Source organism: Streptomyces sp. D2-8 (genome assembly GCF_023184515.1).
Lineage (GTDB): Bacteria > Actinomycetota > Actinomycetes > Streptomycetales > Streptomycetaceae > Streptomyces.
This window is the reverse complement of record NZ_JAAHBP010000003.1, coordinates 908,081-931,518: the sequence shown is the minus strand read 5'-3', so window position 1 is coordinate 931,518 and position 23,438 is coordinate 908,081. Positions and strand designations below refer to the sequence as shown.

At 71.7% G+C, this 23,438-nt stretch carries 21 protein-coding genes and 2 pseudogenes; 16 read left to right on the top strand and 7 right to left on the bottom strand.

Going from position 1 to position 23,438, the window contains the following annotated elements; translation table 11 throughout:
- Positions 1–10: 10 nt before the first annotated feature.
- A complete protein-coding gene (locus G3I77_RS10615) occupies positions 11–1,252 on the bottom strand; it encodes a sugar ABC transporter substrate-binding protein (RefSeq protein WP_248502476.1) in 1,242 nt (413 codons plus the stop codon).
- 142 nt (positions 1,253–1,394) lie between these two features.
- Complete coding sequence (locus G3I77_RS10610) at positions 1,395–2,417, bottom strand: LacI family DNA-binding transcriptional regulator (protein WP_248502474.1); 1,023 nt, start codon at positions 2,415–2,417, stop codon at positions 1,395–1,397.
- Positions 2,418–2,777: 360 nt separating this feature from the next.
- On the opposite strand from G3I77_RS10610, the gene G3I77_RS10605 reads away from it, so the two are divergent.
- The 4 genes from G3I77_RS10605 to G3I77_RS10590 all read left to right on the top strand — a co-directional run bounded on the left by G3I77_RS10605 (position 2,778) and on the right by G3I77_RS10590 (position 9,827).
- On the top strand, positions 2,778–6,431 hold the full coding sequence (locus G3I77_RS10605; RefSeq protein ID WP_248502472.1) for a LamG-like jellyroll fold domain-containing protein: 3,654 nt from the start codon (positions 2,778–2,780) through the stop codon (positions 6,429–6,431).
- A 259-nt stretch (positions 6,432–6,690) separates the two neighbouring features.
- A complete protein-coding gene (locus G3I77_RS10600; RefSeq protein WP_248502470.1) occupies positions 6,691–7,635 on the top strand; it encodes an MIP/aquaporin family protein in 945 nt (314 codons plus the stop codon).
- 327 nt (positions 7,636–7,962) lie between these two features.
- On the top strand, positions 7,963–8,124 hold the full coding sequence (locus G3I77_RS10595) for a hypothetical protein (RefSeq protein ID WP_248502468.1): 162 nt from the start codon (positions 7,963–7,965) through the stop codon (positions 8,122–8,124).
- Between the two features lie 470 nt (positions 8,125–8,594).
- Complete coding sequence (locus G3I77_RS10590; protein ID WP_282572679.1) at positions 8,595–9,827, top strand: IS110 family transposase; 1,233 nt, start codon at positions 8,595–8,597, stop codon at positions 9,825–9,827.
- 6 nt (positions 9,828–9,833) lie between these two features.
- Here G3I77_RS10590 and G3I77_RS10585 read toward each other — a convergent pair whose 3' ends face one another.
- Entirely contained in the window at positions 9,834–10,292 is a 459-nt protein-coding gene (locus G3I77_RS10585) for a DUF4407 domain-containing protein (protein ID WP_248502463.1), read from the bottom strand.
- Positions 10,293–10,362: 70 nt separating this feature from the next.
- Here G3I77_RS10585 and G3I77_RS10580 point away from each other — a divergent pair.
- Positions 10,363–10,614 (top strand): annotated as a pseudogene (locus G3I77_RS10580) (hypothetical protein); the annotation flags it as partial.
- Between the two features lie 203 nt (positions 10,615–10,817).
- Here the strand turns inward: G3I77_RS10580 and G3I77_RS10575 are convergent.
- Positions 10,818–11,678, bottom strand: coding sequence for a UbiA family prenyltransferase (locus G3I77_RS10575; RefSeq protein WP_248502461.1), 861 nt, complete (start codon positions 11,676–11,678; stop codon positions 10,818–10,820).
- Positions 11,679–11,724: 46 nt separating this feature from the next.
- On the opposite strand from G3I77_RS10575, the gene G3I77_RS10570 reads away from it, so the two are divergent.
- The 3 genes from G3I77_RS10570 to G3I77_RS10560 are packed head-to-tail and all read left to right on the top strand — an operon-like array spanning position 11,725 to position 14,409.
- Positions 11,725–12,861, top strand: a complete 1,137-nt coding sequence (locus G3I77_RS10570) for a type III polyketide synthase (protein ID WP_374385376.1) — start codon at positions 11,725–11,727, stop codon at positions 12,859–12,861.
- A 4-nt stretch (positions 12,862–12,865) separates the two neighbouring features.
- Positions 12,866–13,381 carry an isoprenylcysteine carboxyl methyltransferase family protein gene (locus tag G3I77_RS10565; RefSeq protein ID WP_248502459.1) on the top strand — a complete coding sequence of 172 codons (516 nt, stop codon included), beginning with the start codon at positions 12,866–12,868 and terminating at the stop codon, positions 13,379–13,381.
- Positions 13,378–14,409, top strand: a complete 1,032-nt coding sequence (locus G3I77_RS10560) for an NAD(P)/FAD-dependent oxidoreductase (RefSeq protein ID WP_248502457.1) — start codon at positions 13,378–13,380, stop codon at positions 14,407–14,409. The genes G3I77_RS10565 and G3I77_RS10560 overlap by 4 nt, the downstream gene beginning before the upstream one ends.
- A gap of 33 nt (positions 14,410–14,442) precedes the next feature.
- Here the strand turns inward: G3I77_RS10560 and G3I77_RS10555 are convergent.
- A pseudogene (locus tag G3I77_RS10555) lies at positions 14,443–14,782 on the bottom strand (MerR family transcriptional regulator).
- Between G3I77_RS10555 and G3I77_RS40870 the strand changes: the two are divergent.
- From G3I77_RS40870 to ppk2, 3 genes are all read left to right on the top strand, one after another.
- Positions 14,667–14,930: a hypothetical protein gene (locus G3I77_RS40870; protein WP_248502675.1), complete on the top strand. Its 264-nt coding sequence runs from the start codon at positions 14,667–14,669 to the stop codon at positions 14,928–14,930. The pseudogene G3I77_RS10555 and the gene G3I77_RS40870 overlap by 116 nt on opposite strands.
- Before the next feature lie 48 nt (positions 14,931–14,978).
- Positions 14,979–15,719: an SDR family NAD(P)-dependent oxidoreductase gene (locus G3I77_RS10545; protein ID WP_248502455.1), complete on the top strand. Its 741-nt coding sequence runs from the start codon at positions 14,979–14,981 to the stop codon at positions 15,717–15,719.
- Positions 15,720–15,832: 113 nt separating this feature from the next.
- Positions 15,833–16,789, top strand: coding sequence for a polyphosphate kinase 2 (ppk2, locus tag G3I77_RS10540; protein WP_248502453.1), 957 nt, complete (start codon positions 15,833–15,835; stop codon positions 16,787–16,789).
- Positions 16,790–16,837: 48 nt separating this feature from the next.
- Here ppk2 and G3I77_RS10535 read toward each other — a convergent pair whose 3' ends face one another.
- Both G3I77_RS10535 and G3I77_RS10530 read right to left on the bottom strand, forming a co-directional pair.
- On the bottom strand, positions 16,838–17,200 hold the full coding sequence (locus G3I77_RS10535; RefSeq protein WP_248502451.1) for a hypothetical protein: 363 nt from the start codon (positions 17,198–17,200) through the stop codon (positions 16,838–16,840).
- A gap of 42 nt (positions 17,201–17,242) precedes the next feature.
- On the bottom strand, positions 17,243–17,719 hold the full coding sequence (locus G3I77_RS10530) for an ATP-binding protein (protein ID WP_248502449.1): 477 nt from the start codon (positions 17,717–17,719) through the stop codon (positions 17,243–17,245).
- 406 nt (positions 17,720–18,125) lie between these two features.
- Between G3I77_RS10530 and G3I77_RS10525 the strand changes: the two genes are divergently transcribed.
- From G3I77_RS10525 to G3I77_RS10505, 5 genes are all read left to right on the top strand, one after another.
- Positions 18,126–18,332, top strand: coding sequence for a hypothetical protein (locus tag G3I77_RS10525; RefSeq protein ID WP_248502446.1), 207 nt, complete (start codon positions 18,126–18,128; stop codon positions 18,330–18,332).
- Positions 18,333–18,439: 107 nt separating this feature from the next.
- The gene (locus G3I77_RS10520) at positions 18,440–19,636 is read left to right on the top strand and encodes a hypothetical protein (protein ID WP_248502444.1); all 1,197 of its coding nucleotides are present in this window, start codon (positions 18,440–18,442) and stop codon (positions 19,634–19,636) included.
- 92 nt (positions 19,637–19,728) lie between these two features.
- Positions 19,729–20,259 (top strand): (2Fe-2S)-binding protein, encoded by a 531-nt coding sequence (locus G3I77_RS10515; RefSeq protein WP_248502442.1) that lies wholly within the window; start codon positions 19,729–19,731, stop codon positions 20,257–20,259.
- Positions 20,256–21,260: a xanthine dehydrogenase family protein subunit M gene (locus tag G3I77_RS10510; protein ID WP_248502439.1), complete on the top strand. Its 1,005-nt coding sequence runs from the start codon at positions 20,256–20,258 to the stop codon at positions 21,258–21,260. Before G3I77_RS10515 ends, G3I77_RS10510 begins: the two co-directional genes overlap by 4 nt.
- Entirely contained in the window at positions 21,257–23,356 is a 2,100-nt protein-coding gene (locus G3I77_RS10505) for a xanthine dehydrogenase family protein molybdopterin-binding subunit (RefSeq protein ID WP_248502436.1), read from the top strand. Before G3I77_RS10510 ends, G3I77_RS10505 begins: the two co-directional genes overlap by 4 nt.
- The last annotated feature ends 82 nt before the right edge of the window (positions 23,357–23,438 follow it).

The window sequence follows — 23,438 nt, the reverse complement described above, 5'->3', positions numbered from 1 at the left end:
CGGTCCCACGTCACTTGACCGCGGCCTGCGCGGAGGTCAGCGCGTCCTCGGGCGACTTGGACCCGCTGAGCGCGGACTGCACGGCCTTCCACAACTGCTCGGAGATCTTGGGGTACTGGGTGCCCAGGTCGTCGCTGGTGCGGCCCTTGGCCGTCTTGACCGCGTCGACCCACGGCTGGAGTGCGGGGTCGGCAGCCACCTGCTTCTTCCGGACCTCGTCGGTGGGGGCGACGTAGGAGAGGGTGGTGTCGGTGTCGTACAGGTTCGTCGTGCTGGTCAGGCAGGTGGTGAGCTTGCGCGTGGTGGCGTAGCGGGCGGTGTCGCTCTGGACGGGGGCGGTGACGAACTCGCCGCCCGTCGGGGCCGCGGCGTTGCCACCGTCGGAGGACGGTATGGGCAGGACGCCGAAGTCGAAGCCGGCCTTCTTGGCGGCCGCGAGCTGCCAGGTGCCGTTCTCGGCGAAGGCGTAGTCGCCGCTCGCGAACTCCTGCCAGCTGGTGGTCTGGGTGTTGTTGAGCACGGAGTTGGGGGCGTAGCCCTTCTCCAGCCAGCCCTTCCACAGGGACAGCGCGGAGACGGCCGCGGGCGAGTCGAGATCGGTCAGTGCGGCGCCGGAGCCCCAGAACCACGGCAGGAACTGGAAGCTGCCCTCCTCGGTGCCGATCGCCGAGAAGGTGATGCCCTTCTTGTCCGCCTTCCGGACCTTGTCCAGTGCTGCGGTCAGCGACGTCCAGTCCTTGACCGAGGCGATGTCGACGCCGGCCTCCTTCAGGACCTTCTTGTTGTAGTAGAGCGCGAGGGTGTTGGCGCCGATCGGGGTGCCGTAGGTCTTGCCGCCCGACTGGCCGGCCGCGAGGAGGTTGGGGTCCACCGCGGAGGTGTCGAGCTTGTTGTCCTCGGTCGTGGTGAGCACGCCCGCCTCGGCGAGGGTCGACACCACGGGGTTGTCGACGATGAGGACGTCCGGGGAGTTGCCCTGCTGGGCGGCGAGCAGCGTCTTGTTGGCGAGGTCGCTGGTGTCGAAGCCGGTCCGCTTGACCTTCACGCCGGCCTTGCTGCCGCAGGCGTCCAGCAGCTTCACCCATGCCGAGCCCTTGGCGAACTGCGGGTAGGGGTCCCAGAGGGTGTAGGTGCCGCTGTCCGCGCCCTTGGTGTCGCTGCTGCCCGAGCCGGAGGAGCAGGCGGTGCCGGCGGCGGCGAGGACGGTCGACAGGGCCACTGCGGCGAGGCGCCGTCTGGAGGAGCTGTGCATCGCGGGTTCCTTCGTTCTTGGCACAGGGGTGCCGTGGCAGGGGCGATGTGGGGGAAGCGGGCACGCCGGAGGGAGGCGGTGCGGAGCAGGGCGTGCTCGAAGATGGAGGAAGAAGGAGGAAGAGAAGGGCGGGGGCGGGGGGTCAGGGCTGTGGGGGGCCGAAGGCGGGCCCGGTGCTGGCCCGTAGCGAGATGGGGGGTGTCAGCAGGTGGTGCCGAGCGGGGGCGCCGGGCTGGTCGAGCCGCTCCATCAGCAGTTCGACGGCGCGCCGGCCCATCTCCTCCGCCGGTACGTCCGCCGCGGTGAGCTGCGGGGTCACCGTTTCCGCCCACCGGCCGGCCACCACCCCGGTGACGGAGAAGTCGCGCGGCACATGGCGGCCGGCCTGGGCCAGCCCCCGGTACAGGCCGCCCAGCGCGGCCTCGTTCAGCGTGACCAGAGCGGTGGTCGCCGGGTCGTCGCGCAGGATCCGCTCCAGGCAGGCCTGGCCCGAGGCCGCGTCGTCCCCGCAGCAGTACGTCCGGACGGTCAGCCCGCGCTCGGCCGCGGCCTTGGTGAAGCCGTCCAGGCCGCGGTGCGCCGACTCGTACCCGGCGCGCAGCAGTTGCTCGGGCCGGTTGACGAAGGCGACCTTGCGGTGGCCCAGGTCCGCGAGGTGGTGGACACACGCCGCCGCCAGAGCCGTGTGGTCCAGGCCCACAAACCAGCCGCTCTCCGGATGGGCGGTGCGGCCGATGGCGACGGCCGGGAAGTCCAGTGCGGCCAGGTGATCGGCCCGGTCGTCCTCCAGCCTGATCTCCATCAGGATGGCGCCGTCGACCCGCCGCTCCCCCAGCAGCCGCTGGAACGAGCGGTCGCTGTCCACGCCGCTCGGCGACAGCAGCACGTCGTAGTCGTAGGCCGCGGCGGCCTCCACGACGCTGCCGATGAAGTCCAGCTGCATCCCGGTGTAGTGGTTCCCGGCCGGCGGGAAGACGAGGCCGATCGTGCTGGTCCGCCCGTTGGCCAGGGCGCGGGCGCTGGCACTGGGCTGGTAGCCCAGTTCGTCGACGACCTGCTGGATCTTCCGGCGGGTGTCCTCCGAGACCGGGCGCTTGCCGCTCAGCGCGTAGGACACGGTGCTCCGCGAGACACCGGCACGCTTGGCGATCTCACCGATGTTCACGGCAACTCCTAGCTCGTCGTCGAACCGGTTCGCATGGCAGGAACGTAGGAACTGCCCGGACTCCTGTCAACACCCTGACCGCACTTCCCTGGCAGGGCGGCCGTCTCGTGGAGATCCTCGTGTCACAGGGATTGCTGGCCGCAGGTCCCGGTGCTAGCTTCGCGAACCGGTTCGACACATCGGCCCCCTTCCGGCTGCGGTGAGGCAGACCCCCATGCCCCATGCGCGCAGCCGCCGTACCCGCCATCCGACACGTGTTCCGGCCCCTGCGCGCGCCACGGAGCGAACCGGTTCGACGGACGCGCAGACCCACACCCGCTGCTCGACGCAGCGACGACACGACGACTGAGGACGCCATCCATGCCATCCGCTGACAGATTCACGCGGCGCCGGGCCCCGGCCGCCGTGGCACTGACCCTCGGGGCGGGCCTGCTGGCCGCACCGGGCGCCCCCGCGCAGGCCGCCGAGGCGCCCCAGCCCGCCGCCCACTACTCCTTCGACCAGGACGACCTCGCCTCCGGGAAGATCACGGACAGCTCGGGCAACGGCCTGACGGCGACCCTGGTGAACGGCTCCACCGCCCGGTCGGTCGACGGCACGGCCGGAGGCAAGGCGCTGTCCCTGCCCGGTGGTGCCCCCGCCTCCGACGGCGCGTACGTCCGGCTGCCCCGCCAAGTACTCGCCGGCACGACCGACTTGACCGTCTCCGCCCGTGTGAAGTGGAGCGGTGACACATCCCCCTGGCAGCGGATCTTCGACCTGGGCACGGACACCACCAAGTACCTCTTCAGCACCCCCCACAACGGCAGCGGGCTGTTCCAGACCTCCGTGACCACCGGCGGCGGGGGCGCGGAGACCCAGGTCCGCGGCTACGCCGGCCTGCCCGCGAACGAGTGGCGGACGGTCACCGTCACCCTCGACACCGCCGCCGGCCGGCTCACCACCTACCTCGACGGCGTGGCGGTCTCCTCCGCCGCGACCGGCATCAAGGCGGGTGACCTGCTGGACGGTTCGGCCGGCGCCGCCGGGTACATAGGCAAGTCCCTGTACCCGGACCCGCTGCTCAAGGGCTCGATCGACGACTTCACCGTGTGGCACGCGGCGCTGAGCCCCGCGCAGGTGGCCGGTACGGTCGGTACCGTGCCGACCCTCCGGGAACTCTCACGGACGTCCTTCGACGTCCGTACCACCACCGGGACCGCCCCGTCCCTGCCCGCCGCCGTCCGCGCCTCCTTCTCCGACGGCTACGACCGGGACACACCCGTCACCTGGGACGACGTCCCCTCCGAGAAGTACGCCGCGCCGGGCACCTTCACCGTCGCCGGAACCGCGGCCGGGCGCGCGGTGAAGGCCACGGTCACCGTGGTCCGCGAGGGGCAGCTCACCGTCGACCTCGGCTCGGACACCGGCGCCTTCCACGGCGGCGCCTCCGGCACCCTCTACGGCGTGTACGGGCCGGACGTCCCGACCAACAACCTCATGGAGGGCATGGGCCTGCGCACGGTCTCCACCAAGGCCCAGGACGGTCCGCAGCACCCCGGTGCCGACGCCCTGGAGGTGGTGAAGCCGCTGGCGGACTCCACCGACGGCGACGTGTACATCTACATGACCGACATCCACCGCGGCTTCCCGTACCAGTGGCCGGGCGACACCCCCGAGGAGAAGCTGAAGCTCTACAAGGAGAAGATCGCCGAGCAGGTCGACCAGGTCCTCGAGTTGCCGAAGCAGTACCAGGACAACATCGTCTTCGTGCCGTTCAACGAGCCCGAGGGCAACATGTTCGGCACCGGCGAGTGGAGCTACAACAAGGTCAGCTGGCTCAACGACCCCGACGACTTCCTCGCCGCCTGGGACGACGCGTACAAGCTCATCAAGGGCAGGATGCCGAGCGCCCGTATCGCCGGGCCCAACACCAGCGTCCTCTACGACCAGGTGAAGGGCTTCCTCAGCCACACCCTGGCCGCCGGCACTCTCCCGGACGTCGTCACCTGGCACGAGCTCAGCCACCCGGAGGCGGTGCGCCAGAGCGTCGCCAAGTACCGGGCCTGGGAGAAGGACCTGTTCAAGGGCACCGACCGCGAAGGCACGCAACTGCCCATCAACATCAACGAGTACGCCTTCAACTACCACACCTCCGTGCCCGGCCAGATGATCCAGTGGGTGTCCGCGATCGAGGAGTCCAAGGTCGACGCCGACATCGCGTACTGGAACATCGACGGCAACCTGTCCGACTCGGCGGTGCAGTCGGGCCGCGGCAACGGCCAGTGGTGGCTGCTGAATTCGTACGCCTCGATGAGCGGGCACACGGTGAAGGTGACCCCGCCGTTCCCCGGCGAGAACTACACCATGCAGGGCGTCGCCACCCTCGACGAGAAGAAGAAGCAGTCCCGGCTGGTCTTCGGCGGCTCCACCGGCAAGGGCCACATCACCTTCGCGGACGTCCCGGAGAAGGTCTTCGGCAAGCGCGTGCACGCCTGGGTACGGGAGATCGAGTGGAGCGGGCAGGTCGGCGACTCGTCCGGCCCGAAGCTCCTCGCGGAGACGAACCTGAAGGTCGGTGACGACGGCACGGTCGCCCTCGACTTCGGCGACGGCGCCCTGCCGAAGCTGAAGGAGTCCTCGGCCTACGAGGTCGTCCTCAGCCCAGCCGGGGAAGCGAAGGGCACGCAGGCCCCGCCCGTGCGCTGGCAGTCCTCGTACGAGGCGGAGGACGCCGCGCACACCGGCTCCGGCTGGTCGAAGAACGGCCCGGAGGGCTCGCCGCGTGACGTGTCGAAGTTCTACACCTCGGGCGGCCACGACGTCGGCGGCCTGCGCACCGGCTCGGACGTCACGCTCGACTTCACCGTGGACGTGCCCGAGGACGGCACCTACGACCTGAGCGTCTTCGCCAACTCCCTCAACACCTTCGACAAGGTCAAGGAGCAGGGCCCCACCAACGTCTTCCTGCGCGTGGACGGCAAGGCCGCCGGCGAGCAGGAGCTGCACCTGCCGCTCGGCTACAAGTGGGTCGTCTGGGACCACACCGACACCAAGGTGCAGCTGACCAAGGGCAAGCACACCCTGACGCTCGCCGCGAAGAGCGCGGACGGCGAGCGCGTCACCAAGGGCGACGCCATCGTCGACCGCCTCACGCTCTCCCTCCCCCGCGCCTCGGCGGACACGCAGGTGTACGAAGGCGAACTGGCCTGGCAGGCCGGCGGGGCGCGCCCGGTCTACGACCTTTCGAAGCCGGCGGCGACCGGCTCGGGCGCGGTCCGCATCGCGAAGGACCAGAGCGCCACGTTCTGGGTCTACTCGCCGGCCGACCGCGAGGCCACCCTCACGGTCGACACCCTCGGCGGAACCGGCGCCCGGCTCTCCCTCAACGGCCACGACGTCCTGCGCCTGGGCAAGGGCCGCAGCGGTGCGGCGGTCTCGCTCTCCGGCGGCGTCAACAAGGTGACCGTGACCGGAGGCCCGGCCACGACCCTCGTCGACCGCCTCACGGTCGCACCGACCGAGGGCACGCTGCCGGCGCGCACGTACGAGGCGGGAGACGCCCGGCTCGCGGGCTCGGCCGCGCTCGCCCCGCTCTCCCTCGCCACCGACGGCACGGCGATCACGGGCATCGGCGGGGCCCCCGGCAACGGCAACACCGCGACGTTCACCGTCACGGCCGACCGGGCCGGCCTGTTCGCGCTGCGCGTCCGCTACTCCAACCCGGAGCAGTCCGAAGCCACCCACTACAACCCCGACCCGCTCGCCCGCCACGCCGACATCAGCGTCAACGGCGGCACCGCGCGGCGCGTCGGCTTCCCGCACAGCTTCCACCAGAACAACTTCTGGGAGCTGACCGTCCCGGTTCGGCTGAAGAAGGGGGAGAACACGATCGGCTTCCGCTCCGAGGAACTGCCGAACTTCGACGGCACCACGTACGCCTCGGACACCTTCCCCGGCGTGCTGCTCCGCTCCCGCTACGCGCCGCTGATCGACCGGATCACGGTCGCGCCCTACGCGCGCGAGGTGCGATGAACCGCTGACGCGCGGCGCCCGGGCCCGTCACTCTCGACGGGCCCGGGCGCCGCGCCGCCGTCGGAGCCGGTTCGTGACCTGTTCGACCAGGCGCTCCTCGGCTTGAGGGCGACACGCGCAATGCTCGACGCGCGCCGGCTGCCTCGGCCCGCTCGTGCCGCCAGAGGGTCTCCCTGCGGTTGCCGCGCCTCGTGCGCCGGGTTACCACGTGATTACCGCGCGTCAGAGCGGGACCGCAGCGACCCCAGGGAGAAATCACATGGCAGTGGAGATCAAGCCTCTGGTGAGACCCTCGAGGCTCAGACGTCGCGCAGGTCTGGCGGGAGAGTGCCTGGCGGAGTTCCTGGGGACGTTCGTCCTCATCGCCTTCGGATGCGGTGTGGTGGCGATGGCGGTGGCGGCGCTGCCCGGCTCGGGGCGCACCGAGGGGCCCACCGTCTTCTTCCTCGGCGCCGGGGACTGGCTCCTGATCACCTGGGGCTGGGCCATGGCCGTCATGTTCGCCATCTATGTGGCCGGTGGCGTCAGCGGAGCGCACATCAACCCGGCGGTGACCCTGGCCTTCGCCGTCCGCCGCAAGTTCCCCTGGGTCAAGGTCGTGCCCTACTGGGTGTCGCAGGTGCTCGGCGCCCTGGCCGGGGCCGCGCTGGTCTACGCCGTGTACCACGACGCCATCAACGCCTTCGACGACGCGATGGAGGGGCCCAAGACCAACGGGAAGACCCTCGCCTCGTTCTCGATCTTCGCCACGTTCCCGGCGCCGTACTTCAACGGCGGCGTCTGGGGCCCACTGGTCGACCAGATCGTCGGCACCGCCTTCCTGGTCATGCTGGTGGTAGCGATCATCGACCTGCGCAACACGGCCGTGAAGGCGAACCTCGGCCCGCTGGTGATCGGCTTCGTCGTGGCGGCCATCGGCATGTCCTACGGGGCGAACGCGGGCTACGCCATCAACCCGGCCCGCGACCTCGGCCCGCGCCTGTTCACCTGGATGGCGGGATGGGACGGACTGGCGTTTCCGGGCAGCCTGGCCGGGGCGTTCAGCGGCTACTGGTGGATCCCGATCGTGGGCCCGCTCGTCGGCGGTGTGATCGGCGTACTGGTGTACGACCTGTTCATCGGCGACGTGCTCCACGCCCGTGCGCTCCAGGGCCAGGAGCCGGAGCCCGGGCGGACGCGCCCCACCACGTCCGACGAGGAGTGACCGGGTATCAGCCACGGCCGGGACGACGGCCGATGCTAGTGCCGCGGCAGGCAACGTTCGCCCCGTCGCGACGCCCGGCACGCTCCCCCAAGCTCTTCGAGCAGGGGGGACCCCCACTCGCCGCACCGGCCGAAAGCCCAAGTACATCCAGTACGAGGGCTTCCGGCCGGCACGCCGAGAGCACGCACCGGACGCCGCCCCTTGACGGGCAAACGTCGCCTGCCGCGGCACTAGATTCCTCCGGGCGTCCGCCCGGAGCGGTGCGGATCGCCTGCCGAACAGGTGAACCGGCCCAGGGCAGGCCCGTACCGGATGGTGGCACGATCCATGACTGACCCGGAGGAGATCCCCGGCGCGGCCGACGCCCCCGTTCCCCGGGTCCTGGGCAACACCGAGTCGATCATCGCGGCCGGCCCGGCGTCGACCGGCGCCCTGTGGCGACTGACCGAGCCCGGCCGGCAACTGGACGCCAACCTCATCCGTAGTTAAGGACGGTGCGGCGGACGAAGTTGCCCGCGGACTGTTCGAGTACGGCGTAGGTGCGGGACAGACGTCTCTTGGTTCCCCGGCCACGACGCCCAAGGATAGATCGGCGCTGTTCGGCACCTACGCCACGCACCACGGACGTGTTGGTGCCCGTGGGCGCCGGGCGACACCTAACGCCAGCTGGGCCTTCGAGGTCTCGGGTGAGACAGGGGTGCTCCCGGCGCTCTCGGACGTCAATACCCCGATGCTGGTCACTCGTTGGTGTTGGTGGTGCGAGCCCGCTGCACGGTGACCTCTTGCGAAGCCCGAGCGTTCTGAGCTCCCGGATAGACCGAGGCCCGTGGGGTGAGCTGGTGCCACGAACGGCTACTGAGGTGGCGGACCGGCCCTTGCGCCGAGTCCTGGGATTAGGTCGCCGCGTGGTTCCGCATGAGCTCGTGACCTGCGCAAACTGCACTGTGGGGAGAGAAGTCTTGATCTACTGCGGCATCGACTGGGCCGAGCGGACACACGACGTCGCCCTGGTCGACGACAGCGGCCAGTTACTGGCCAAGCGGCACATCACCGACGACGCCGCAGGCTACAAGATCCTTCTGGATCTACTGGTCGAGTACGGCGACAGCGAGGAAGACCCGATCCCGGTCGCGATCGAGACCTCCCGCGGCCTGCTCGTGGCGGTGTTGCGGACCGGCAAGCGGCAAGTATTCGCGATCAATCCGATGGCCGCAGCACGCTACCGCGACCGGCACTCGGTCTCCCGCAAGAAGTCCGACCCCGGCGACGCCCTGGTCCTCGCGAACATCCTGCGCACTGACATGCATGCCCACCGGCCGCTGCCCAACGACAGCGACCTCGGCCGGGCCATCGCCGTCCTCGCCCGCGCTCAGCAAGACTCACTCTGGAACCGACAGCAGCTGTCCAACCAACTCCGGTCGCTGCTACGCGAGTACTACCCGTCTGCCCTCGCGGCCTTCGAGCCCTGGCGCAACGGCCTATGTCGCCCGGAGGCACGGGAGCTTCTCAAGGCTGCCCCTACGCCGACTCGGGCCGCGCGGCTGACCCGCACACAGCTGGAGGCCGCGCTCAAGCGGGCCGGCCGCAAGCGCGGCATCACTGCCGAGGCCGAGCGGCTCCGCGACGTCTTCCGCGCCGACTACGCGCACCAGCCGTCGCTGGTCGAGGACGCCATGGGCCAGCAAATGCTCGCCCTCCTGGTCCAGCTGGAGGCCGCCTGCACCGCGGCCGACAGTCTCGCCGAGGCGGTGGAAGAGGCTCTACCTCAGCACCCGGACGCTGAAATCATCCTCAGCTTCCCCGGCCTCGGCGTCCAACTCGGCGCCCGGGTGCTCGCCGAGATCGGAGACGACAAGACCCGCTTCGCGGACGCCCGCGGCCTGAAGGCATACGCCGGCGCCTCGCCCATCACCCGAGCCTCCGGCAAGAAGTCGAGCATCACCCGCAGATGGGTCAAGAACGACCGCCTTAACCACGCGGGTTACCTCTGGGCCTTCGCCTCCATCACCGCCTCGCCCGGCGCCAAAGCCCACTACCGGCGTCGCCGCGACGACCACGGAGACTGGCACGCAGCCGCTCAACGGAACCTCTTCAACCGCATGCTCGGCCAGCTCTACCACTGTCTTCAGCACGGACAACACTTCGATGAGGCCGTCGCCTTCCCTATGCCAAGCGAGGCCCTCGCCGCGTGACACCTCTCAGCCACCAATAGCGCGCGACCAACGCTCTTGGATGACTGCCTGCTTCCGCTCCAGTTCTGCATCCCACGCCCGGTTGGTGAAGGTCCCCGGAACTGTGAGCGGACGCCTATTCACTCTCACGACCCGCAGGTCCCACCAGATCCCGCTCCGCAACACTCGCGACCGCCTCTCAATGTCGGCGACTTCGCTCCACGGAATGGATCGCTTCCTGAGGAAGGTGTGGAACTCCAGCCCCGTCGCGGTGATGAGTACCCGGCCATAGATGGAGCTGATCGCGCTGAAGACCACAGCCACCCAGAGGACCCCGAAGACCCCGACCAGCCACCATCCGACAGATCCCTGCGCGCTCAGGCTCATCGCCACCATCACGCCAGCAAGAGCAAACGTCACGATGCCGTTCCGCCACCAGTACCGCCGGCGGTCCTCAGGGCTGAAGCCGATCCACACATCAGGCATGCGCACGATGTTAGCGAGATGCAATCGAACAACGACCAGCTCGTCTTGACGCGCTACATGCCTGAGGTGTCTCATCCGCGTCCCGCCCCAGGGGTCCGTCGACGCCCACGCCGAACCCGACCTCGACGTCCTCCTGCTCGTCGTCGCCGGCGACGGCACGCTCGGCTCCGCGGCCGGGCCGTGCCCGGTGGAGTCCGGCAGCCTCGTCTGGCTGCCGCACGGCAGCGTCCGCAGCGTGACCGCGGGCGAGAACGGCCTGTCGTACGTGACGGTTCACCGCCGCCGCCCCGGCATGCAGATCCGGAGCCGGCCCCGAACCTGACAGCCGTATCGGGGAGGAGACGCGCGGTCAGGTGACCAGCCGTGTCGCCTTCATCTCGCCGACCCGGACTGGGCGGGACCGAGACCGCTCAGCTCGCGGGTCCGGATGTGGGGTTCCTCGACACGTACGCGCAGGGCGAGCAGACGCCGGAACCGGGAGCTGCCCGCACGGCAGGAGAGTCCGCCTGGGATGCCGTTCGACCGTTACGTCATGTCCGAGCCGTGCAGGAGGAGTTGGGCCACGGCCATGCCCGCCACGATGACAGCCGCCCGGAACGGCCACCGGCTGCGGACATCGCGGGGCAGGGCCGTGCCCGCGACCGACACGGCGGCGGCCGCGCCCGCCAGGGCCCAGCCCGACCGCCCCACGCCTCCGGGCGGGCCGGTGACCAGCACGCACACGGCGGCCAGCATCAGGGACGGGGCCAGCCGGCGGCAGGCTCCGCGGCCCAGCCGCTGCGGCAGTCCGCGCACGCCGGTCGCGAGATCGTCCTGGATGTCCGGAAGCACGTTGACCAGGTGCGCCCCCACCCCCAGCAGGGCTCCGGCCGCCACCGCCCACCAGGCCGGCCAGGACGGCGACGGCAGGCCGAGGGTGACGAACGCCGGCAGCGCGCCGAAGGCGGCGGCGTAGGGCAGCGGGGACAGCAGCGTGTGCTTGAACAGCAGGTTGTAGCTCCACCCGGTGGCCACCATGCCGAGGTGCGCCGCTCCGGCGGCGAGGCCGCTCAGCAGTGACAGCGGCACGCACAGGGCCAGGGCCGCCCCGGCGGCGACGGCCACCGCCCGGGGCGGGAGTTCGCCGGTGGCCACCGGCTTGTCCCGACGCCCGCAGATCGTGTCGCGCCGGGCGTCGGCCGCGTCGTTGCACCAGCCCACCGAGAGCTGGCCCGCCAGCACCGCAGCCGCCACGGCCGCCGAACCCGCCGCGCCCCGTCCGGCCGCGACGGCCAGCACGGTCGCGAGCACCGTCACGGCGAGCGCCGGTTCCAGGTGACAGGAGCGCAACAGCGCCGGGACGCGGCGTGTCGCGCGAGGACGGACTTCCGGCGGGTGTAGAGACACACAGGCAAGATAAATGGACAAATGGGGCGAGAGAGGCACTATCGATATGCGTGTCCCTGTGACGGCCGAAGACGTCCACGCCCCACCCGGCACCCGGCGTGAGAAGGCTCCGCCTCTTGCGGGCACCACGATCACGGCCGTCCACACCGCGCTGCCCGCGCACCGCTACGCACAGGACGAACTCACCGAGCCGATCGGCGATCTGTGCCTGGCTCCGGGGGCCGACCGCGCCCTGCTGCGCCGCCTGCACGCGTCCGCCGGGGTCCGCGCCCGTCACCTCGCTCTGCCGATCGAACGGTACGCCGCCCTGCGCGACTTCGGGCAGGCCAACGACGCCTGGATGGCGGCCGGACTCGAGCTGAGCGAAGAGGCCCTGACCGGCGCGCTGAAGGAAGCGGGACTCGAACCGGCCGACGTCGATCTCCTGGTGTGCACCTCCGTCACCGGTATCGCCGCCCCCTCGCTCGATGCCCGGCTGGCCGGACGCCTGGGCCTGCGACCCGACGTCAAGAGGGTTCCGGTGTTCGGCCTGGGGTGTGTCGCGGGCGCGGCCGGTCTCGCCCGGCTGCACGACTATCTGCGCGGGCACCCCGGCGGGACGGCCGTACTGCTCACCGTCGAACTGTGCTCGCTGACCCTCCAGCGCCGGGACGACTCCCAGGCCAACCTCGTGGCCGGTGCCCTGTTCGGGGACGGCGCCGCGGCGATCGTCGCCCGCGCCGGCGCATCCGCCGGGCCGGACACCATCGGCCCCACGGTGGTCGCCACGCGCAGCCATCTGTATCCGGACACCGAACAGCTCCTCGGATGGAACATCGGCACCACGGGGTTCCGCGTCGTGATCGGTGCCGGCATCCCCGGCATCGTGCGGAGCCACTTCGGCCGGCACCTGCGCGGCTTCCTGGCCGACCACGGCCTCACCGTCGGGGACATCGGCACCTGGGTGTGCCATCCCGGAGGGCCCAAGGTGCTCTCCGCCGTCGCCGACACCCTCGACCTGCCGGACAACGCCCTGGCCACCGCGTGGAACTCGCTGGCGGCCGTGGGGAACATGTCCTCCGTCTCCGTCCTGCACATCCTGCAGACCATCCGGGAATCCGACCGGCCCGAGCCCGGCACCTGGGGCCTGCTCGTGGCGATGGGGCCCGGGTTCTGCTCCGAACTCGTCCTGCTGCGCTGGTGACCTCATGACGTGGTACGCACTGCTCCTCCTGGCCATCGCCGCCGAACGCCTCACCGAACTGGTCGTGGCCCGGCGCAACGCGTCCTGGACCCTGGCCCGCGCCGGTGTCGAGCACGGCCGCGGCCACTACCCGGCCATGGTCACCCTGCACACCGGCCTGCTCGTGTGCTGCTTCCTCGAACCCGCCCTGGCCGACCGGCCTTTCGTGCCCGCCCTCGGCTGGCCCATGGTCGTCCTGGTGGTGCTGGCCCAGGCGTTGCGCTGGTGGTGCGTCATGACGCTCGGGCCGTACTGGAACACCCGGGTCATCGTCGTCCCCGGGGCGCGTCTGGTCGGCAGCGGGCCCTACCGGTTCCTTCGCCATCCCAACTACGTGGCCGTGGTGGTGGAGATCGCCGCCCTGCCGCTGGTGCACGGTGCGTGGCTGAGCGCGCTGGTGTTCACCGCGGCCAACGCCTGGCTGCTCGCCGTCCGCATCCGCTGCGAGAACGCGGCCCTCACCCGGGCCGTGCCCGCATGAGCGGCACCCTCGACATGGTGATCGCCGGGGGCGGGCCCGCCGGTCTGGCGACCGCTCTGCACGCCGCCCGCGCCGGCTTCGACGTCGTCGTCGCGGAGCCCCGCCCCGCCCCCGTCGACAAGGCATGCGGCGAGGGCCTGATGCCCGGTGCCGTCCGCGCCCTCGCCGCCCTCGGGCTGGAGATCCCCGGGCATCCGATCACCGGCATCCGCTACGTCCAGGGATCCCGCCGGGTCCAGGCGGATTTCCGCCGGGGTCCGGGCCTCGGCACGCGCCGCACCGGCCTGCACGACGCCCTGCACCGGGCCGTCGCCGACGCCGGGGTGCCCGTGCTGCCCCTGCGTGTGGAAGCCGTACGGCAGGACGACACGGGCGTGAGCGTGCCGGGCACGGGGCTGCGCGCCCGGTGGCTCGTGGCCGCGGACGGGCTGCACTCACCGGTGCGCCGCTCGCTCGGCCTGGAGGTCAAGACCCGCGGCGAACCCAGGTACGGACTGCGCCGGCACTACGCGGTGCCTCCGTGGGCGTCCTACGTCGAGGTGCACTGGGGCGCCCACGGGGAGGTGTACGTCACCCCGCTGAGCCCCTCACTCGTCGGCGTCGCACTCCTGACGTCCCGGCGGGGCTCGTTCGACACCCAGCTGGCGTCCTTCCCCGAGTTGGCCGCCCGCCTGCCCCCGGCAGCGGCCGTGACCGCGGTGCGGGGCGCGGGACCGCTGCGCCAGCGGGTGCGCACCCGCTTCCAGGGGCGGGTGCTGCTCGTCGGTGACGCCGCCGGATACATCGACGCGCTCACCGGCGAGGGGATCTCCCTCGCCCTCACCGGCGCCCAGTCCCTCGTCACGAATGTGCGGCGCGGGACACCGGACCGCTACGAGGCCGACTGGAACCGTGCCACCCGCCGCCACCGGCTGCTGACGGATCTCCTGGTGAGAATCCGCCAGCGGCCTGCGCTCGCGCCCCTCATCATGCCCACCGCGGCTCGCCTGCCTCGGGTCTTCGCGGCCGCGGTGAACGCACTGGCGTAGGTCCGAGGCCGGTGGCGGCGGGGGCTTGAGGTCTCAGGGCGCGGGAGACCGAGTGAGGCGCTCCGCCAGCGTGGCCGCGAGCTTCTCCGCCCGCGACAACGACCCGCTGCTGCGCGGCCCGCTCGAAGCCGCGGAGCCGCTCCAGCAGTGCCGCGCGGTCCTCGGGAGACGACTCCTCGCCCGAGTCGAGACGGTCGGTGGCCTCCAGGAGGGCGCCCATCTCGTCGAGGGTGAAGCCGAGGGGCTTCATGCGGCGGATGACCATCAGCCGAGCGACATCGGCTTCCGTGCAGAGGCGAAAGCCGCCCTGGGAGCGGGCCGAGGGGGTGACGAGGCCGGTCTCCTGGGACGAGGTGCTGGTGTACTGCCAGATCCCGGGCCAGTCGGTCGGCGGCAACCCGTACTGGGTGATGGTCCAGCCGCGAGGCTGGGACAAGTACGGGATCATGTCCAGCTATTACATCGAGAACAACACCAACTGGATCGACGGGGTACCCGGGAAGAACGGCTGTGTGATCTAGTACGTGTCTCTTCGCGGGACGCGGATCCTGCGGAAGGAGGGCAGTCTCATGCGAGGAGCGGCGAGCCGGATCCTGGTGACCGGTTCCGCGGACGGGCTGGGGCGGGCCGCGGCGCAGACGTTGCTCGCCGCGGGGCACGACGTGGTGGTGCACGCCCGGAACCAGGAGCGGGCGGCGGTTCTCGGCGAGTTGGCCGACCGTGGGGCTGACATCGTGGTGGGCGACTTCGCCGAGCGTGACGCCGTGCGGCGGGTCGCCGACGAGCTGAACGCGTCACGGCCGCTCGACGCCGTCATCCACAATGCCGGGGTGTGGAGCGGACCGGCGGTCATGCCGGTCAACATCGTCGCGCCCTATCTGCTGACCGCCCTGCTGCGCGGGCCGCGCCGACTGGTGTACGTGAGCAGCAACTCGCATCTCGGCGGGCACCCGTCGTCGCTGGACGGGGTCGACTGGCAGGGCGGGAGCGCGGGGTCGTACGCCGACAGCAAGCTCTTCGTGACGGCGCTGGCGGCCGTGGTGGCCCGGCTGCGCCCCGGAGTGCTGAGCAACGCCGTGGATCCCGGCTGGGTGCCGACCAGGATGGGCGGGCCGAGCGCGCCGGACGACCTCGAACTCGGGCACCAGACGCAGGAGTGGCTGGCGGCGAGCGACGATCCGGAGGCCCTGACCACGGGCGGGTACTGGTACCACGGCCGGCGGTTGCAGCCTCATCGCGCCGTCCACGACGAGGCGTTCCAGGACCGTCTCGTGCGGGCCCTGGCCGAGGAGACGGGCACCGCGCTCTGAGCGGTGGGCATGCCCCCGGGAGCCTGACCGGGCCGGAGTCTTCGCACCTCACATGGGTGGGACCGGGCGGGGCACCCGTATCTCCGTTCACCTGCGAAACGGGGAGTCGAGTGATGAGCGCCGAAGACGCGGACAAGCTGCTGGACGGGCTGACCGTGGACACCAGTCGCCGAGAGCAGCCGATCGTGCTGGACGGAGACGGGCGTCCCATCCGGACATGGCGGGAGAACTATCCGTACGACCGCAAGGTGGGCCGCAAGGAGTACGAGCGGACCAAGCGCATCCTGCAGATCGAGCTGCTCAAGCTCCAGCGGTGGGTCAAGGACACCGGCGCCCGCCTGGTCGTGGTGTGCGAGGGGCGTGACGCGGCGGGCAAGGGCGGCACGATCCAGCGGCTCACCGAGCGGCTCAACCCGCGCGGCGCACGCGTGGTCGCCCTGGACAAGCCCACCGAGCGCGAGGTGGGCCAGTGGTACTTCCAGCGGTACATCGCGCATCTGCCGACGGCCGGGGAGATCGTCTTCCTCGACCGCTCCTGGTACAACCGGGCGGGTGTGGAGCGCGTGATGGGTTACTGCTCCAAGGACGAGTACGAGCTGTTCCTCGACCAGTGCCCGGACTTCGAGCGGATGCTGGTGGACGACGGGGTCCTGCTGGTGAAGTTCTGGTTCTCCGTGTCGCGCTCCGAGCAGCGCACGCGCTTCGCGATCCGGCAGGTCGACCCGGTTCGCCAGTGGAAACTCTCCCCCACCGACCTGGCCTCACTGGACCTCTGGGACGACTACACCGAGGCGAAGGTGGACATGTTCCGCGCCACCGACACCGCGCACGCCCCCTGGACGGTCGTCAAGAGCAACGACAAGCGGCGTGCCCGGCTGGAGACCATGCGCAGTCTGCTGTCGCGCATCGACTACGCCAGCAAGGACCGCGAGGCGGTCGGCACACCCGACCCCCACATCGTCGGCGCCGCCGACACCCTGCTGGAGCCGGGTGAGGAGGACACCACCCTGTCGCCCACTCCGCTGTCACCCGGCGCCGAGGGGCCCGGCAAGCACCCCGAGACCGACTGACGCGGACTCGGGCCTCCTCCCGCGGGCGGGAGGAGGCCCGAGTCCGCGTCATCGCTGGGCGGAAGCGCGCGTTTCCGTGCGGTGGTCGTAGTACGCCCAGACGGTCACGGCCACCACGGCGGTGAGCCCGACCGTCAGGACCCGCACGGCGCCGCCGGTCAGGTAGGCGACGAGACCGGTGAGCCCCGCTCCGCACAGCATGATCAGGCGGCTGACGAAGCGGTTCTCTGGCGGCTGGGGATCCTCCCGGTCCTTGAGGTCGTGCAGGGCGTCATGTGCCGGATGGACGGAACCGCGCCGGGCGCGGGTGCGGTACGCCAGGCCGTAGCTGATCAGTGCGTACAGCGCGAGAGCGCCCAGGACCCAGAGCCAGACGTACGGGTCGTCACTCGATCCTCGTGCCAGGTACACGACACTTCTCCTTCAGAAGCCGGCCTCATCAGTGAGCGGAACTCAACTGCCGCTGCCGCCCTGCCGGTCGATGCCGCCATCGGGGTCGGCATCCGCGTCGGCATCGGGGTCGGGGTCGGGGTCGGGGTCGGCGGGACGGAAGCATGCCGTCACCGTCTTGCCGTGCTGCTGGCACCTCATCCCCCACTCATCGGCGAGCTTGCGCACGATCGCCACTCCGCGGCCGGAGACCTCGCCCGGCTCCGGATCGCGCTGGCGCGGCAGCGTCGGGTCCTCGTCGTGGACGCTGACATGAAGGCAGTCGCCGTCCCACGTGAGGACCAGGTGCGCGTCGCTGTGGGCGTGGATGTGCGCATTGGTGATCAGCTCGGACACCGCCAGCACGATGGCGTCCACCGTGTCCGGCTCGGCGGCGGCCCAGGCCAGCGACTCAAGGCGCCTGCGTGTCCAGTCCCTCCCCGCGCGCACGCCTTCGGACATACGGAACGAGTGCGCCCAGCCCATCGCCTTTACCGCCACTGCCCCCGGTCCCCTCTCCTGCGTCCGCACACGAGCCCGTGCGGGAACCGGGTACCCGGTCCATGCCTCGACAGGCATGAGGGGACTGCCGGTACGGCACCGTGAGGCCCGGGCACCACGTCTCGCGAAGCGAGCAGGACCCGCCCCGATGCGGATGGTGGGCGGGCCCTGCTCGTGCGCACCATTGTCGGGACCACGTCGCAGGCGGGGCCACGCGTGAGATCCGTCGATGTGCGCGCGGCGCGCACACCCCGCGCGCATGGCTCACATCCCGCGCACCCCGCCCCACCCCAGGGCGCTGCCGGGTGCCACCTCACACTGCCGCGTGCCGCAGCGCGCTGCCCGGTCGTCATACGCCGCCGCCCTCGCGTCACATGGCACAGCCCGGCACGGGTAGTCGATGCGCATGACCCACGGCGAGACCGAACAAGAGAACGACCGGACCCGGCGGCCGGAGAACGCGCAGGCGCAGCGGGCCACCGCCCGTTCCCTCGACGGCGGACGGCCGGAGCGCGCCCCGTCCCGGCGGGTAGGGCACACCGAGGAGTCGGGTGTGACCGCCGTCGTCGCGGGGCGGGAGCCGCGGCCCGACCGGGGAGGTGAAGGCTCGTAGGTATGTACGTCACCGGCGCCGGGAGCCGGGTGCGGCCCCGGGTAGCACCCGCCGGCCTGCGGCGACGATACTGGCAGGCGCACGTACCCTCGCTCACAGATGGACCCATGCAGACCTCCCTCACCGTCCGCCCCATGACACCCGCCACGGTGTGGCTGGCGCGCGGCCGCCACGCCCCGGGTTCCGCGGAAGACGTTCTCCGGCGCTCGCTACAGCAGCGCAAGGACAGCCAGGCCATCGACGACTTTCTGGAGTTGCCCGACGACGAAACCGCACCGGCGGAGCGGGTCTTCGAGGCCCGCTGGCGGGCCGGCGACGACGTGACCGTCCGCGCCCGGCTGAGCGTGCGGCCCGACGGGGACGACGGGCCCGGGCAGGAGTGGCTGCTGGTCGCCGAGGCCGACCAGCCGTGGAACCCCGCATGGCCCTCCCCCGCCGGCCTGTTCTGGCCGCAGGAGCCGGACACCGCCTGGGACCAGGATGCCGCCACGCGTCTGACCCTGGGGGAGATCAACCCGCTGCCCCAGGGCGACAAGGAGACCCGCCGCCTGCTGAGGAACACCGTGCGCGGCGGATGGCACATCCACGTGGTCGTCCACGAGGCGATGTCCACCGACGACCGGGGACGTACGCCCGTGGCACGGTGGCTGCCGCCGGGCCTGCGCCACCGTGTGGTGGAACATCACGCCGCCCCGCAGCAGCTGCGCGGCCTGAACTGGGCCCTGCGCGACTCCGGTGTCCAGGTGCCGCGCGGTGGAGCGGTCGTGCTACCGGGCGTCCCCGCGCCGGAGGGCTACGACGCCCAGGACTTCTCGGTCCGCGCGGTCTTCCTCGACGGCTCGAAGCCGACCGACCTCGTCGACGCGGTGACGCGCTTCGCCGCCCTCCCGAGACCCCTGCCCGACGGTGCCGAGGACGCCCTCACCGCGCTGCGGGAGGACTGGCACCTGCTGACGCTCCACGAGGAGCTGGACCGCCAGCGCGGGCTCGTGGCCATGTACGCGGAGGCGCTGGAGGCCATGACGAAGTCCCGTGACCTGTACCGGGAGGCGGCCGAAAGCGCCCACGAGGCCCTGGCCGCATACCAGGAGTCCGCCGGGGCCGCTCCCGCCGGACCGCAGCCGTCCGGTCCACCGGCCGCGTCCCCGCTCCAGCAGCTCACACGGACGTTCGAACGCTTCAAGGTCAAGCGTCCCGCGACTTCGGCCGGTGACCAGAAGAGCGACCAGAAGAGCGACGGGAAGAGCGACGGGAAGAGCGGCGACAAGAGCACCGCCGCCCAGCGCGTCACATCGGAGCAGTGACACCCTCCTCGTGAGGCGCACGTGTCAGTCGTGCCCTCCTGGATACGCGGTCCGTACGGCATCACGGCCCGCCCGGGAAGGTCCTCCACGACATGGGCAACCATCTGCACCACTCGCGGACCACGCTCCGCGTCAACGGCAAACCCCACACGCTCACCGTCGACCACCGGCGGGTCCTGCTGGACCTCCTGCGGGAGGATCTCGAGTTCACGGGCGCCAAGAAGGGCTGCGACCACGGCCAGTGCGGCGCCTGCACGGTCCTGGTGGACGGGCGGCGCGTCAACAGCTGTCTGCTGTTCGCGGTCGCCCTGGAGGGCTGCGAGGTCACCACCGTCGAGGGCCTGTCCGGCGACGGGGAGGAACCGCATCCCCTGCAGCGGGCCTTCCTGGAACGCGACGCCTTCCAGTGCGGCTACTGCACCCCGGGCCAGATCTGTTCCGCGGCCGGTGTGCTCGCCGAGGCGGCGGCCGGTCACCCCTCGCACGTCACCGACCCGGCGGCGCCCTCGGGGGAACCGGTGCCGCTGGACCGCGAGGAGATCCGGGAACGGCTGAGCGGCAACCTCTGCCGGTGCGGTGCGTATCCGCGGATCGCCGAGGCCGTGGAGGACGTGATCCCGTGAAGGAATTCGCCTACGTCCGGGCCGGCAGCGTCGAGGAGGCGACCTCCGCGTACGCCTCCCACGCCGGCGCCCGCTACCTCGGTGGCGGCACCAACCTCGTCGACCTGATGAAGCTCGGCGTCGAGGCGCCCACCGCCCTCATCGACGTCACCCGGCTGCCCCTGGACACCGTCGAGGAGCTGCCCGACGGTGCGCTGCGCGTCGGGGCGATGGTCCGCAACAGCGACCTCGCCGCCCACCCCCTCGTCCGCGACCGGTACCCGGCGTTGTCGCAGGCGGTGCTCGCGGGTGCCTCCGGGCAGTTGCGCAACGCGGCGACGACCGGCGGGAACCTGCTCCAGCGCACCCGGTGCCCGTACTTCCAGGACCTGGCGAAGCCGTGCAACAAGCGCGAGCCGGGCAGCGGCTGCGGCGCACGCGACGGTGTCCACCGTGATCACGCGGTGCTCGGGCACTCCGCGCACTGCATCGCCACCCATCCGTCGGACATGGCGGTGGCACTCGCCGCTCTCGACGGGAGTGTCGAGCTGGACGGGCCCGAGGGAGCCCGGAGTGTCGCGGCGGCCGACTTCCACCGGCTGCCCGGGGACCGCCCCGAGCAGGACACCGAGATCCGCCCCGGCGAGCTGGTCACCGGCGTGGTGCTGCCGGCCGCCACGGCCGGGCTGCCGTCGGCGTACCGCAAGGCCCGCGACCGGGCCTCGTACGCCTTCGCACTCGCCTCCGTCGCGGTCGTGCTGCGCCTTCAGGACGGTGTGATCGGCCACGCGGGGCTCGCCTTCGGGGCACTGGCGCACCGGCCCTGGCGGGCCCGGCGGGCGGAGGAGGCGCTGCTGGGCGCGGCTCCGACCCGAGCGGCGTTCGAACACGCCGTCGAACTGGAGCTGTCCGCCGCGCAGCCCTTGCGGGACAACGCCTACAAGGTGCCGCTCGCCCGCAATCTCGCCGTGGACGTGCTGTCCCGGCTCACGGACACCGCGCTCACCGGGAGGGCCTCGTGAACGGCAGTGTGGGTGCCCCCGCCGAGCGCCGGGAGGGGCGGGAGAAGGTCAGCGGCACCGCCCGCTACGCCGCCGAGTTCCACTCCCCCGGCCGGGCCCAGGCCTGGCCCGTGCCGGCGAGTGTGGCCCGGGGCCGGGTGACCGGCGTCGACACGGCGGCCGCCCTGGCCGTGCCCGGTGTCCTCACCGTCCTCACCCACGAGAACGCGCCGCGTCTCGCGGAACCGGACGATCCCACGCTCGCCGTGCTGCAGAATCCCCGGGTTCCGCACCGCGGCTGGTTCGTGGCCCTGGTGGTGGCCGAGACCCTGGAAGCGGCACGCGCCGGTGCGGCCGCCGTCCGCGTCGCCTACGACGCCGAGGAGCACGACGTGGTCCTCACTGTTGCGCATCCGGGTGTGTACGTGCCCGAGGAGGCCAACAGCGGTCAGCCGGCCGTCCGTGAACAGGGCGATGCCGACGGGGCGTTCGGCTCCTCGGCCGCCCGGGTGGACGTCTCGTACCGGGTGCCGCCGCTGCACAACCACCCCATGGAGCCGCACTCCAGCACCGCCCGGTGGGAGGACGGCCGGCTCACCGTGCACACCTCCAGCCAGGGCACCGGTGTCGTGCGGGCCACGCTCGCCGCGCTGTTCGGCCTGCCGGAGGAGCGGATCGTCGTCACCGCCGAGCACGTCGGCGGCGGCTTCGGGTCCAAGGGCACGCCCCGGCCGGACGTGGTGCTCGCCGCCATGGCGGCACGTCAGACCGGGCGGCCGGTGACGGTGGCCCTGCCGCGCCGCCATCTGCCGGCCGTCGTCGGGCATCGCGCCCCGACCCTGCACCGGCTGCGGCTCGGCGCCGACGCGGACGGCCGTCTCGCGTCCGTCGCGCACGAGGTCACCACGCACACCTCCCGCATCAAGGAGTTCGTGGAGCAGGCGGCGGTGCCCACCCGGGTGATGTACGCCGCGCCCCACCGTCGTACGGTGCATCGGGTCGCCGCGCTCGACGTTCCGTCGCCGTCCTGGATGCGGGCCCCGGGCGAGGCTCCCGGCATGTACGCGCTGGAGTCCGCCATGGACGAGCTCGCCACCGAACTGGGCATGGACCCGATCGAGCTGCGCGTCCGCAACGAGCCCGATGTCGAGCCCGACAGCGGCAAGCCGTTCAGCAGCAGGCATCTGGTCGAGTGTCTGCGCGAAGGCGCCCGGCGCTTCGGGTGGGCCGGGCGCGATCCCCGCCCGGGTTCCCGCCGGGAAGGGCCCCTGCTGCTGGGGACGGGGGTGGCGGCGGCGACGTATCCCGTGCTGGTGGGGCCCTCCACGGCGACGGCTCGCGCACTGCCCGACGGGACGTTCCTGGTGCGGACCAACGCCACCGACATCGGGACGGGCGCCCGGACCGTACTCGCGCAGGTCGGCGCCGACGCCCTCGGGGTGCCGCTGGAGCGGGTGCGGATCGAGGTCGGCAGCACGGAACTCCCGTCGGCGCCCCTGGCCGGCGGCTCGTCCGGCACCGCGTCCTGGGGCTGGGCCGTGCACGACGCCTGTGCCCGGCTGGCCCGGCGGCTGGCCGAGCACGCCGGGCCACTGCCCGAGCAGGGCCTCGACGCCCGCGCCGACACGCAAGGCGCGGCGGACGCCGAGAGCGACTTCGCGCGACACGCCTTCGGGGCGCACTTCGCCGAGGTCGCCGTGGACACGGTCACCGGCGAGGTCCGGGTCGGCCGGCTCCTGGGGGTGTACGCGGCGGGCCGTATCCTCAACGCCCGTACGGCGCGCTCCCAGTTCGTGGGCGGCATGACGATGGGCCTGGGCATGGCGCTGACCGAGGGCAGCACCATGGACGCCGCGTTCGGTGACTTCACCGAGTCGGATCTGGCGTCGTACCACGTGCCCGTGCACGCCGACGTCAAAGAGATCGAGGCGCACTGGCTGGACGAGGAGGACTCCCGCCTCAACCCCATGGGCAGCAAGGGGATCGGTGAGATCGGCATCGTCGGGACGGCCGCGGCGATCGGCAACGCGGTCCATCACGCCACGGGCGTCCGCCTGCGTGAACTCCCGCTCACGCCGGACCGGGTACTGACCGGATTGCTCGACCGCCGGGCCTGAAACGCGGCAGCACACTCGCCGCGAGCCGAGCTGCCCAATTGCCGAGTGGACCGGATCGGCAGGCGACAGTCAGGCGACAGCG